This is a genomic window from Actinoplanes sp. NPDC021490, assembly GCF_055562135.1.
Window position 1 is genome coordinate 319,766 of record NZ_JBVHFW010000007.1, and the last position, 12,200, is coordinate 331,965.

Here is a 12,200-nt window from a genome sequence, read left to right on the forward strand (position 1 = left end):
GAACGGGTGAAGGTCACCGGATATCGCAGCCTGACCACCAAGCACGACTGGGAACGGCTGATCGGCGACGCCAACGGGGTGATGACGTCCCCGCGCACCGACGTCCACGTGCTGATCCTCGAGACCGACAGCGGCCTCGAAGGAGTCGGCGTCGGCGCGCACAGCGACATCGACCGGGTGTTCGCCGCCGTCGACGGAGAGGATCCGCGCGGTGTGTCGGCGCTCTACGACCGGATGCTCGACCACGTCTTCAAGACCGGCCACTCGGGGGCGACGTTCGGCGCCGTCGGCGCGATCGACATGGCCCTGTGGGATCTCAAGGCCAAGGCGGCCGGCGAACCGCTCTGGCGTACGTTGGGGGCGCTCGACCGGTTCGTTCCCGGCTACGCGTCCGGGCTCGACATCGCCCTCGACGACGACGCCCTCGTGCGGCTGTACGAGGAGTTCGCCGACCGCGGCTTCAGCTCGGCCAAGCTCAAGGGCGGCCACGACGTCGAGCACGACCTGCGCCGGCTGGAAGCGGTCCGGGACGTCCTCGCCTGCAACTCGCCCCGCCCGGCCCTCATGTTCGACGCCAACGAGTCGTGGAACCGGTCGCAGGCCGTCCGGTTCATCACGGCCCTGGAACGCCGGATCGACCTGGCCTGGGTCGAGGAACCGGTGCGCCGGTGGGACGCGGCCGGGCTCGCCTCGGTGCGGCGGGGCATCCGCGCCGCCGTCGCCACCGGCGAGAACCTCACCGGCCTCGAGCAGTACCGGCCGCTGCTGGACGCCGACGCGGTCGACATCGTGCAGGTCGGCAACGTCTGGGGGATCACCCACTTCCTCCGGGTGGCGGCCGTGGCGCACGCCCACGACCTGCCGGTGAGCCCGGTGGCGTACCACGCCAACCCGGTCGCGCACGCCGCCGCGGCGGTGCCCAACCATCTGGCCTTCGAGGTTCAGGGCCTCACCGCGCCGATCGGGCTCCAGGTCGACCAGCAGTACGAGGACGGCGGGATCGTCCTGGGCGACGAGCCGGGCATCGGCATCCGGGTCGACGAGGACCAGATCAACCGGCTGCGGGCCAACGGCGCCGGCGCGGCGGTGACCGGGCCGCACGTCCGACCCGTACGGGCTGGTCTGCGCCTGGTCCCCGACGGAAGCCGGCCCCTGTGATGAATCGTGGCCTGGACACCCACGTGCACCTCTGGAACCGGTCCACCGACCCGCAGCCGTGGATCGACCCGCCGACGATGGCGGCGATCGACCGCGACTTCGAGCCCGCCGACCTCGTGCCGATGCTGGACGCGACCGGCATGGCGGCCGCCGTGGTCGTCCAGTCCAGCAACAGCGCGGCCGAGACCCGCCGCCTGCTGGCGCACCGGAGTCGGCGCATCGCCGGGGTGGTGGGCTGGCTCGACCTCACCGCCGATCCCGCACCCCAGATCGACCGGCTCGACCCGGCGGCCCGTCGGCGGCTGGTGGGCGTACGCCATCTGGTCCACCTCGACCCGGACCCGGAGTGGCTGGCCCGGCCGGCCGTGGGCGCGAGCCTCGACCGGCTGGCCGGGCACGACCTCGGATTCGACCTGGTGGTGCGATGGCGGCAGCTGCCGCTGACCGCCACCGTCGTGCGAGCGCACCCGGATGTCCGGTTCGTGCTGGACCATCTCGGCGGCGTGGCCGACGCGGACGACCTCGACGGCTGGGAGGCGGGCCTGCGGGAACTGGCCGAGCTGCCCAACGTGTGGGCGAAGATCTCCGGACTCGCCACCCGGACCAGGATGGACAGCGTGGGGCACGTCGTCCGGGTGGCGCTCGCGGCTTTCGGCCCCGACCGGCTCATGTACGGCTCCGACTGGCCGGTCGCCGAGCTCGGCACCGGGGCGCTGGCCTGGCGGACGGCCGTGGACGAGCTCCTCGGCGATCTGAGCGCGACCGAGCGGGAAGCGATCCTGTCCGGCACCGGCTCGGCCTTCTACCGGGTGGCGGCGTGACCGACGGCCTCCGGCAGTTGCTGTCCCGGGGCCGATCCGGGCGTGGCGTCCTCGTTCTCGGCGGATCGGCGCTGGGCAACCTCGGCCGGGCCGTCGAGGACGAGCAAGCCGAGCGGACCACGAGGCGGGCCTGGGAACACGGCCTCCGCTGGTTCGACACCGCCCCGCACTACGGCCTCGGGCTGTCCGAACGCCGCCTCGGAGCCGAGCTGCGCCGGCATCGGCCCGAGGAGTTCGTCGTGTCCACCAAGGTCGGCCGTCTCCTCGTGCCGAACGCGACGCCCGCCCGGCAGGACACCGACGGGTTCGCCGTTCCCGGCGATCTGAGGCGGCAGTGGGACTTCTCGCCCTCCGGAGTCGAGCGTTCCCTCGAGACGAGCCTGTCGCGGCTGGGCCTGGATGCGGTCGACATCGCCTACGTGCACGACCCCGACCAGGCGTGGCCGGGCGCGGCCCGGGAGGGTCTGGCCGCCCTGGCCCGGCTGAAGCAGGCCGGTGCCGTCAAGGCCGTGGGCATCGGCACGAACGCCACCGACGGGCTGGCCGGCCTCATCCGGGACGGTCTTGTCGACGTCGTCATGCTGGCCAACCGGTACACGCTGCTCGACCACACCGGCCTCGCAACGGTGCTCGACCCCGCCCGGCAGGCCGGTGTCGCCGTCGTCGCGGCGGGCGTCTTCGCCACCGGCCTGCTCGCCACGGCCCGGCCCGCCCGCGGCGCCACGTACGAATACGGTCCGGCCGGCCCCGAAGTGGTCGAGCGGGCCCACCGCATCGCGTCCGTCTGCGAACGCCACGGCGTGGAACTGCCCGCGGTCGCGCTCGCCTTCCCCCTGCGGCACCCCGCGGTCGTCGCGGTCGCCGCCGGCATGCGCTCAGCCGACGAGGTGGACGAGAACGTGCGCCGCTTCGAAACCGGCATCCCGGACGGCGTCTGGCACGACCTGGCCGCCGAGGGCCTGATCCCGGACCGGCCTTAGTCCTCCGGCTTCTGGCGTGCCGGTTCGAAACGGCGGCGCTGCCACGAGGTGACGATGTGGTGACGCATCGACTGTTCGGCCGCGGCGACGTCCTGACGGGCGATCGCGTCGACGACGGCGGCGTGCTCGTCGAGAGTCGACTGGAAGGCGTTCTCGTACCCCATGCCGTGGAATCGGTTGCTCTCCAGCGCATGCAGGTACAGGCGTTTGGCGATGTTCTCGGCGAGATGATTGCGGGACAGTTCCATCACGGTCAGGTGGAAGACCACGTCGGCCTGCCGGAACGAATCGCTCTCGTGCTGAGTCTCGCGCATCACCTGCAGGGCGTGCTCGATGCGGGTCAGTTCCTCGTCGGTGCGCTGCGCGGCCATGGCGCCGGCCATCGCCGACTCGAGATTTCCCCGTACGATCGTCAGCTCGTCGAGAATGCCCAGGGACTCGTCGTTGTCGATGAGCGCGGACAGCACGAGCGGGTCCAGCATGTTCCACGAGCCGGACCGGGCAACCTGCGTCCCCCGGCCCTGGGTGACGATCAGCAGGCCCTTCTCCTCGAGCCGCTTGACCGACTCGCGGATGACCGTGCGGCTCACGCCGAAATGCTCGCTGAGCGGGCCTTCCGGAGGCAGCAGCTCGTTTTCGGCCAGCTGGCCGGTGACGATGAGCTCGACCAGTTCGCTGACGACCGCCACGCTCAGACGTTCGGCCCGCCGGCGTGGGGGAAACGCGAACTTGTCGGGCGCAGCCATCATGGCTGTACCTTACCTGCGGCCCGGATCCGGCCCGGTCAGCGTCAGCGCCGCAGCCGCAGCGGGTCGTCCGGCCCGCCCCGGCGCACCAGCCAGGCCTCGGTGATGTGGGTGAACATCGCGTCCGCGGCGCCCTCGGGGTCACGGGCCGCGATGCACTCGTAGATGCGCCGATGGCCCCGGTTGGAGGCGACGCAGAGGGCCCGCTCCGGCTTGCCCATGTAGCGGGCGGTGCTGACCACCTGGCTCTCCAGCGCCCGGACCACACCGCGGGCCAGACGGTTCCCGGACGCCTGCATGACCGTGTCGTGAAAGGCGCGGTCGTGCCGGGCGTACGCGAGATGGTCGTCGACGAGCTCGTCCATCTCCTCCACCAGGACGCGCAACCGGTCGACGGTCTCGCGTCCCCCCGCCCGCGCGGCGACGTTGGCCATGTCCGACTCCAGCACCCGGCGGGTCACCACGAGATCGTCGAGGATCGTCATGCCCTCCTCCGCCTCGATGGCCGCCCGCAGAACGAGTTCGTCGAGCATGTCCCACATGACCGGCGCCGTGACGATGGTCCCGGCCCCCTGACGGACCTGCACCAGGCCCTTCTCCTGAAGGATCTTCACCGCTTCCCGTACGACGGTCCGGCTCACCCCGAAGACATCGCCGAGCACGGGTTCCGGAGGCAGGGCGGTCCCCGGCGGATAGCTTCCGTGCACCACCCGGTCGACGAGTTCCGCGGTGACGGCAAGGGCCAGGCTCGCGGGCCGTCGTTTCTGGGCCGGCCGGGGCAGGCCCGACGCGGGCGCCTGGTCCGATGACGTCACGTTCCCTCCGGCCTCCTGGTCGCCGTCCGAGAAATCATAGGATTGTTCTGACGTCAGACGTAATATGATTTCTGGCACCCTCGGCCCGGGTCGGCCGGTCCCGCACATCTGACGTTTTACCTGCTAAATGCTGGGAAAGCGGGCGCGGCAATGACCCGCGCGTGGAACAGGTGTGGCGATGATCGAGGTGGACGAGGCGGTTCTCGGCGACGCCGAACGCTTGCGCGCGGTCGATCTGGCGCGTCGCGCCCTGCCCGCGCAACCGATTCCGCTCGATGCGATCGCTCGGCTGGCGGCCCGCTTGCTGCACGCTCCAGCGGCCGCGGTGACCCTGGTCGGTGACCAGGAGGAGTTCTTCCAGGGCAGCTATGGCATGCCCGAGTCGCTGACGTCGCAGGGCCGGGCGCCGCTGACGTACTCGGCGTGCAAGTACGTCGTCAGCCAGGACCATCCGGTGCTGTGCGATGACATGACCACCAGTGGTTGCGGCCAGATGCAGGACCATCCGCTGGCGACCGAGTTCGGGCTCCGGGCCTTTCTGGGGGTGCCGGTGCGTGATGCCCGGGACCGTCCGGTCGGGTCGCTGGCCGTCCTCGACACCACTGCCCGGCAGTGGACCGACGACCACGTCGCCCTTCTGATCGAGATCGCCGAGCTGTTGCGTCCGCCCGGCGCCGCGCCGGTCACGGCGGAAGTCGCGTTGCTGGACAGCGCGGCCCTGCTCGACAGCGTGCAGGAAGCCTTTGTCGCGGTGGCCGCCGACGGAACCGTGCTCGGCTTCAACCGTGCGGCCCAGGACATGCTCGGTTTCCGGGCCGATCAGGTGTGCGGCCGGCATCTGGACGACAGTTTGCTGCCCGTGTACGGCGGGATGCCGGTCGGCGCCGCGCTCGGCCGGCTGTTCGCCGCGGCGCCCACGGGACCGATGCTGCGGAACGTCACCGTGCGGCGCGGCGACGGCCGGCGTCTGCCGGTCAAGGCCTCACTGTCGGTGGTGCGGGGGGCGGCGGGCGCGCTCGCCTGCGTGTTCCTCACCGATCTGTCGGAGCAGGCCGCCGTACAGGAGAAGGTGGACCACAACAGCAGCTTCCTCACGGCTCTGCTCGACAGCCTCACCGTGGGGGTCATCGCCTGCGACGCCGCCGGCCGCGTGACCGTGCTCAACCGGGTGCTGCGCGACTCGCAGGGCATCCCGTCAGGGAGTGACCTTCCGGACGACTACCCGGCATCGGTGGACGGCATCCTGCACGATGCCCGTCTCCGGCCGATGCCCTGGCATCAGACCCCCCTGATGCGGGCCTTCCGGGGGGAACATCTCGACGCCGTGGACGTGCTGACCGTGGGGCCGGGCGAACGGGTGCGCACCTTCGCCACCACCGCACGGCCGATCCTCGCTGAGGGCGGTGGTGTGCTCGGCGCGGTCGCCGTGGCGCACGAACTGACCGCGATGCGCCGCGCCGAACGATTCCGTGCCTGCCACCTGGTCGTGCAGGAAGTGCTCGCCGCGTCGAGTTCAATCAGCGAAGCGGCGCCCGCAATCCTGGAGCTGGTCACGAAGGCGCTGGGCTGGCGGTGCGCTGAACTGTTTCTCATCGACGACACCACCGGCGATCTGCGGGCGGTCGGGCACTGGGACGCCTCCGGCGCGGAGCAGGACCTTTTCGGCCGTACGCCGGTCCGGGGGCACGGCGCCACGGGAAGGGTCTGGCAGACCGGGCGGTCGGCGTGGGTCGCTGACATCGCCGCCGACCCGGAGCTGGGCTCGGCGTATCAGGGGTTCGGCGTCCATACCGTCCTGTCGGTCCCGGTCCGTGACGGCGGCGTGTTACTGGGTGTGCTGACTTGCTGCGCCGGCATCAAGGAAGAGCACGAGGAACTGCTCACCGTTCTGCTCGACGGTGTAGCCGCGCAGATCGGCGTCTACGTCGCGTTACGGCGGGCCGAAGCGCTGGCCCGGCAGCTCTCCCGCGCTCAAGACGATTTCATCGCTCTGGTCGGCCATGAGATGCGTACCCCGCTCACCTCGATCGCCGCCTACGCCACCATGCTCGGCGACGACGCCCACGTGCTGGACAGCGAGCACCGGCAGATGATTGAGGCGATCCGGCGTAACACCACGGTGCTGGAGCGGATCGTCCGGACGCTTCTCGACCTCGCCGGACTGGAGTCGGGGCACGTGCCGCTGCACGTCGAGGATGTGGATCTGGTGCCGATCGTCGTGGGCGCGGTCACCGCGACCCGGCACAGTGCGGCCGACAGCGGCATCCACGTGCGTACTGACCTGCCGGACCGGGTTCTGCTGCGCGGCGACGCCGCCCGTCTGCGGCAGGTCGTCGACGACCTGTTGTCCAACGCCGTCAAATACAGCCCGCTCGGCGCGGACGTGCACGTGCGCCTGAGCGTCGGCGACGGCATGGCGGAACTGCGTATCACCGACGCCGGCATCGGCACCCCGCACCACGAACAGGACCGCGTCTTCGACCGGTTCTTCCGGGGCAGCAACGTGCGTCATCACAGCACGTCCGGCAGCGGGCTGGGCCTCACTTTCGCCGGTGCGATCGTCCGGCTCCACGGCGGCACCATCACGCTCACCTCGAACGAGCCGTCCGGAACGGTTGTCGACGTACGCGTGCCGCTGCCGCCCGAGTAGCCGGCCTAGCGCCGCTTGCCCTGCAACCGGGTGAACAGACCGCGCAGCCGGCGCTGGTTCTCCGGCTTGGCCAGCTGCCGACGGCCCTGGTCGACCAGACGCTGCCCCCGCGGACTCCGCAGAAATGCTCCGATGCGCTGGGCGAGAGTCGCCATGGTGGTGCCTCCTCGATTGTGGTTCCCCTTCCTTACCCGATCGGGATGCCCCGCAATCCGGGGAGCGGCTACTGACGCGCCGGGGACCCCGGACCGGCGTCGTCCGCGATCGGCAGCCGGGCGGTGACCAGCCCGCCGGTGTGGCCGGGGTCGGCGGTGAGGGTGCCGCCGAGCATCTCCGCACGCTCGCGCATCGACGTCAGCCCGTAGCCGGTGACCCATGGCTCGTGGCCCGGCCCGTCGTCGCGGACCTCGACGGCGAGGGCCGACTCCTCGACGGCCAGGGTGACGGTCGCCTGTCGGCCGCGGGAGTGCCGGGCGGCGTTGGTCAAGGCCTCGACGACGATGCGGTACGCGGTCACTTCCACCGCGGCCGGCAAGGCGGGCAGGGCAGTGGCGACCCGCACCTCGACGGTCATCGGATGGCCGTCCGAGTCGAGGAGATGCTGGGCGTGCTGCCGGATGGTCCGTTCCAGCCCGACCTGGTCCAGGCTGGGCGGGCGCAGGCCCTCGACCAGCCGGCGCACCTCGACGATCGCCTCGCCGGCCTCGGCCCGCACCCCGGCGAGCAGCTGCGCGGCCTGCGCCGGGTCGCGGTGCAGGAGGTTGCGGGCGGCGTCGGCGGCGTAGGCGACTCCGGTCAGCCGGGGGCCGATGCCGTCGTGGAGGTCGCGCCGCAGCCGCCGGCGCTCCTCCTCGATCGCCGAGACGACCACGGCGCGGGACGCCTGCAACTCGGCGCGGAGCTTGCGCGCCTGCATGAGCTGGGTGAGGGCCGGCGTCAGGACGGCCACCACCTGCTCGTCACCGCGCAGCAGCGACTGCTGGTCCGGTTGCAGGCCGATCTCGAGAGATCCGAGGATGTCGTCCCCCGCGACCAGGCGGCGCCGGACCACCGACTCCGGCGGGCGCCCGCTGACCGCGATCGGCCGGCCGGATTCGTCGAGCAGGGCCGCGTACGGCAGCGAAAGCGACTCGCGCAGGGAACGCAGTGCGGGCACCGGGTCGTCGCCGAGTCGTTCCCCGGCGCGGGACGCGGCCTGCCAGGGGTCGCTGCGGGCGCCGAACAGCAGCAGCTCGATGACCTGACGGAAGAGTCGCGCGAAGGGCGCGTAGCCGATCGCGCAGGCCGCCGCGACGAGCCCGAGCGTGCCCGGCGACAGGGCGACGGGTCTTCCGGCGAACGTCTCGGTCAGGGCGACGACCGCCGCGAACACGCTCACCACCAGCAGGACGGTGACCGAGTGGACGCTGACGCTCAGCATGATCGAGCGAACGTCGCGGAGGTCCGGAGCGGCCAGGCCGATGCACAGACAGCCCACCAGAATGATCCACACGACCAGAGCGAGCACGGCCAACGCCCCGTACGGGATGGCGAAGCTCGCGATGACGGCCAGCAGAGGTCCCGGCACCGTTCCGAGCGCCAGCCACTGCAGGGCCCGCCGGCCGGTGCTGCCGGTGTGCTCGTAGCGCCACCACTGCGCGGCCAGCAGCAGCAGGTACGCCACGAGTTCGCTGAGACCGCTGCCGGCGAAGGTGGCCGGATAGATCAACGCCAGGCCACCGGACAGGCCCACCACGGCCGCCGCGGTCCAGCCGAGCCCGGCCGGCGGGCGATCGTCCGGATAGAGCAGGAGCGCCAGCGGGAGAAGGACGACCAGGCTCAGCGCCCACAACCGGTCGGGCCACACGCCGGGCCCGGTCGTCAGCCGCAGCGCAACGGACAGCAGACCGGTCACCGAGGCGGCGAGCAGCAAGTTCAGCAGCCGTACGGGAACGGCTCGATCGGCCCGGGTGCGGCGGAGGACCAGGACCGCTCCGGCCAGCACCACCAGCCCGGCGCCGAGCGGAAGCCATCCCGTCCACACCACCGGAGTCATGTCGGGCGGCCCCGGCCCAGGCCGCCGTCGCGGGCCCGGACGATGGCCGCCGAGCGGTCGGTGACCTGAAGCTTGGCGAAGATCGACGACAGGTGGTTCGCCACCGTCTTGGACGCCATCCCCAGCGTCTGCCCGACGGCGGCGTTCCGCCGGCCCTGCGCCACCAGCTCGAGCACGTCGCGCTCGCGCGGGGTGAGCCCGGGAAACGGCTCGGCGCGGTCGGCCGTCCCGCGGGAGAACACGCCCAGAACCCGGGCCGCAACGCCGGGACCGAAGATCGCCTCGCCGGCCACCACCGCCTTGAGGGCCCGGTCGATCTCCTCCTGCGCGGCGCCCTTGAGCAGGTAACCGCGGGCGCCGGCCTGCATGGCGCTGAACACGACGTCGTCGTCCTCGGCCATCGAGAGCACCAGCACGGCGGTGGTCGGGCAGGCCCGCACGATGCGGCGCGTGGCTTCGACGCCGTCCACCCGCGGCATCATCACGTCCATGATCACCGCGTCGGGCCGGTGCAGCAGCACCTCGCGTACGGCCTGCTCGCCGTCGGCGGCCTCGCCCACCACCGCGAAACCCTCGAACGACTCGATCAGCGCCCGCAGGCCACCGCGGACCACCGGGTGGTCGTCCACGAGGACCACGGTGATCGGCCCGTCCGGCGGCGTCATGCGTCCATCATGCGGGCTGTGCCCGCCCCGGCCCAGGACTATCTTCCCGGGTAGGACCGGGAGAAGTCCCCGGCGCGGCCGGTGCGCGCACCGGTCCGGCGGGAAGGTCCCGGCCCGCAGGCTGGGCACATCGGCGCCGATCAGCGGTGCTCGTCTGATTCCGGAGTGTCTCCCATGCGGCTCACCAAGCTCAACAAGGCCGGACTGATCATCGCCTTCCTGCTCGGGCTCCTCGATCTCACCTCACCGTTCCAGCCGGCCCCGGGCGATCAGGACGGGCCGCCGTACGCGATTCTGCTGATCGACGCCGTGCTCGGCCTTATCACCGTGGTCGCCGTGGTGATCGCCTGGCGCACCGGCCGGCGCGGCGCCGTCCGCGTCGCGGCGGGCGCCCGGATCATCTCGGTGGTCACCGCGCTGCCGGCCTTCTTCGTCGACGTGCCCGCGGCCGTTCAGGCGCTGGTGGGACTGTTCGCCGTCGTCACCATCGCCGCCGTCGCGATGATGCTGGCCCCGTCCCGCCGGCCGGCGGTCGTGCACGACTGACAACCGTGCTCGCGCTTTGCGGCCGCCGGCCTCCGATTTCCGGGATAAAAGTCCACAGTGGAAGGCGCTATGCTGGCGCCACTCATCGGTTCTCGGGAGGACGCGCGTGTCGGACGACGAGCAGCAGCCGGCGGTGGACACCTCCGTCCCGCAGACGGCGAGAATCTGGAACTACCTGCTGGGCGGCACGGACAACTTCCCCGTGGACCGGGCGGTCGGCGACCAGATCCTGGCCGGTCAGCCCGAACTCGCCGAGCACGCCCGCCTCAGCCGGCAGTTCCACGTGCGGGCCGTGCGATACCTGGCCGGCGAGGCCGGCGTCCGCCAGTTCCTCGACATCGGCACGGGCCTGCCCACCGCCGACAACACCCACCAGGTGGCGCAAGCGGTGGCGCCCGACAGCCGCATCGTCTACGTCGACAACGACCCGCTGGTCCTCGTCCACGCCCGGGCGCTGCTCACCACCCGGCCGGAAGGCGCCACCAGCTACGTCCAGGCTGACATGCACGACATGGATCTGGTGTTGCGCGAGGCGGGGCGCACGCTCGATTTCACGCAGCCGGTGGCCATCCTGTTCATGGGCGTCCTCGGTCACGTCGAGGATGACGCCGTCGCCCAGGCCATGGTCGGAAAGGCGATCGGCGCCGTCCCGTCCGGCAGCTACCTCGCCCTCTACGACGGCACCGACATCACTCCCGCGGTGGTCGAGGCGGCCCGCATCTGGAACGAGTCGGCCGCCCTGCCCTATCACTTGCGCAGCCCGGCCCGGATGACGCGGCTCTTCCAGGGCCTCGAGCTGGTCGACCCGGGTCTGGTGCCGGTGACCAGCTGGCGGCCGGAGGCCGAGGCCCGCGAGATCGACCAGTACGGGGGCGTCGGCCGCAAACCGTGAACGACGGCGGCCGCCCGCGTCACGCCACGTGCCGGAGATGCTCGACGATGTGGCCGAGGAGGAACCGCTGCCCGGCCGGTGTCGGGTGGACCCCGTCGGACTCGAGCAGGTCGGTCGTGACGTGCGGCTGCGTGATCTGATGCAGGTCCACCGCGTCCGGGGCCACCTTGCGGACGACGCCGGCCACCTCGGCCACGGCCTCGGCGCTCCAGTGCACCGGGGCGCCGCCGAAGGTGGTGTCGATGCGGGCCTGGTCGACCGCGGGTGGAGTGATCACCGTGACCGGTGCGTTCAGATCGAGGGCGATGAGGTCGATCAAGGCCCGCAGGTTGCGCTCGGTCTCGGGAAGGGTGGCCATGCGGTAGCGGTCGGTGCGGCCGTGGGCCCGGGCGTCGTTGGTGCCGAGCATCAGCAGCACCCGGCTCGGTCTCGCCGCCATCAGCAGGTCGAAGCGCTCGAGCACGTCCGCGGTGGTGTTGCCGCTGACGCCGAGATTGATCAGGGTGGGCGTGGGCGCCGCGATCCGGTCGAGCGACGCGGCCAGCAGGTCGAACCAGCCGAGCCGGTCGGCGGTGATGGAGTCGCCGACGGCGACGATCCGGTCGTCCGGGCCGAACGGCAGTGACGTGACGATGTCGCGGTGCTGCTGGTCGGCCAGCAGGCGCTCCGCTCCCGCGCGCGTCTCGTCGCGCAACGACTCGAGCAGCGAGCGGATCGCCTCCGGCGTGCCGGCCAGCATCTGGGCGAGCAGTTCGAGATGCGTCTCGTCGGCGATCGGGAACCGCTGGAGCATCGGCCACGACCGGGTGCGGGTGTAGCGCAGGAAGTTGCGGCGTTCGTCGTCGGTGGGGGCGGGGGCTGTGCTCACGACGGCCACCGGCCGGCGTACGGG

General features: G+C 71.7%; 12 protein-coding genes. 6 read left to right on the forward strand and 6 right to left on the reverse strand.

All coding sequences use genetic code 11. The features are described 5' to 3' along the window. Window positions 1-6 precede the first annotated feature (6 nt). Genes ACZ3I4_RS21490 through ACZ3I4_RS21500 form a run of 3 tightly spaced genes read left to right on the forward strand, consistent with a single transcriptional unit; the run spans window position 7 to window position 2,959 of the window. On the forward strand, window positions 7-1,158 hold the full coding sequence (locus tag ACZ3I4_RS21490; RefSeq protein ID WP_465383740.1) for a mandelate racemase/muconate lactonizing enzyme family protein: 1,152 nt from the start codon (window positions 7-9) through the stop codon (window positions 1,156-1,158). Next, window positions 1,158-1,979 (forward strand): amidohydrolase family protein, encoded by an 822-nt coding sequence (locus tag ACZ3I4_RS21495; protein ID WP_465383741.1) that lies wholly within the window; start codon window positions 1,158-1,160, stop codon window positions 1,977-1,979. The genes ACZ3I4_RS21490 and ACZ3I4_RS21495 overlap by 1 nt, the downstream gene beginning before the upstream one ends. Next, window positions 1,976-2,959: an aldo/keto reductase gene (locus tag ACZ3I4_RS21500; RefSeq protein WP_465383742.1), complete on the forward strand. Its 984-nt coding sequence runs from the start codon at window positions 1,976-1,978 to the stop codon at window positions 2,957-2,959. The genes ACZ3I4_RS21495 and ACZ3I4_RS21500 overlap by 4 nt, the downstream gene beginning before the upstream one ends. Here the strand turns inward: ACZ3I4_RS21500 and ACZ3I4_RS21505 are convergent. After that, a complete protein-coding gene (locus tag ACZ3I4_RS21505) occupies window positions 2,956-3,708 on the reverse strand; it encodes a FadR/GntR family transcriptional regulator (RefSeq protein ID WP_465383743.1) in 753 nt (250 codons plus the stop codon). The two genes, ACZ3I4_RS21500 and ACZ3I4_RS21505, sit on opposite strands and share 4 nt — an antisense overlap. 41 nt (window positions 3,709-3,749) lie before the next feature. Next, a complete protein-coding gene (locus ACZ3I4_RS21510; RefSeq protein ID WP_465383744.1) occupies window positions 3,750-4,520 on the reverse strand; it encodes a FadR/GntR family transcriptional regulator in 771 nt (256 codons plus the stop codon). A 178-nt stretch (window positions 4,521-4,698) separates the two neighbouring features. Here ACZ3I4_RS21510 and ACZ3I4_RS21515 point away from each other — a divergent pair, with 178 nt between their 5' ends. Beyond that, a complete protein-coding gene (locus tag ACZ3I4_RS21515) occupies window positions 4,699-7,170 on the forward strand; it encodes a sensor histidine kinase (RefSeq protein WP_465383745.1) in 2,472 nt (823 codons plus the stop codon). A 5-nt stretch (window positions 7,171-7,175) separates the two neighbouring features. On the opposite strand, the gene ACZ3I4_RS21520 is transcribed toward ACZ3I4_RS21515, so the two are convergent. From ACZ3I4_RS21520 to ACZ3I4_RS21530, 3 genes are all read right to left on the reverse strand, one after another. Continuing rightward, window positions 7,176-7,325 (reverse strand): hypothetical protein, encoded by a 150-nt coding sequence (locus ACZ3I4_RS21520; protein WP_465383746.1) that lies wholly within the window; start codon window positions 7,323-7,325, stop codon window positions 7,176-7,178. Between the two features lie 68 nt (window positions 7,326-7,393). Continuing rightward, on the reverse strand, window positions 7,394-9,205 hold the full coding sequence (locus ACZ3I4_RS21525) for a sensor histidine kinase (protein ID WP_465383747.1): 1,812 nt from the start codon (window positions 9,203-9,205) through the stop codon (window positions 7,394-7,396). Next, window positions 9,202-9,870 (reverse strand): response regulator, encoded by a 669-nt coding sequence (locus tag ACZ3I4_RS21530; protein ID WP_465383748.1) that lies wholly within the window; start codon window positions 9,868-9,870, stop codon window positions 9,202-9,204. Before ACZ3I4_RS21530 ends, ACZ3I4_RS21525 begins: the two co-directional genes overlap by 4 nt. A gap of 174 nt (window positions 9,871-10,044) precedes the next feature. Between ACZ3I4_RS21530 and ACZ3I4_RS21535 the strand changes: the two genes are divergently transcribed. Together ACZ3I4_RS21535 and ACZ3I4_RS21540 are read left to right on the forward strand one after the other, a co-directional pair. Then, window positions 10,045-10,416: a hypothetical protein gene (locus ACZ3I4_RS21535; RefSeq protein ID WP_465383749.1), complete on the forward strand. Its 372-nt coding sequence runs from the start codon at window positions 10,045-10,047 to the stop codon at window positions 10,414-10,416. A 106-nt stretch (window positions 10,417-10,522) separates the two neighbouring features. Continuing rightward, window positions 10,523-11,308 carry an SAM-dependent methyltransferase gene (locus ACZ3I4_RS21540; protein WP_465383750.1) on the forward strand — a complete coding sequence of 262 codons (786 nt, stop codon included), beginning with the start codon at window positions 10,523-10,525 and terminating at the stop codon, window positions 11,306-11,308. A 19-nt stretch (window positions 11,309-11,327) separates the two neighbouring features. Here ACZ3I4_RS21540 and ACZ3I4_RS21545 read toward each other — a convergent pair whose 3' ends face one another. Beyond that, a complete protein-coding gene (locus ACZ3I4_RS21545; protein ID WP_465383751.1) occupies window positions 11,328-12,176 on the reverse strand; it encodes an SGNH/GDSL hydrolase family protein in 849 nt (282 codons plus the stop codon). Window positions 12,177-12,200: the final 24 nt, after the last annotated feature.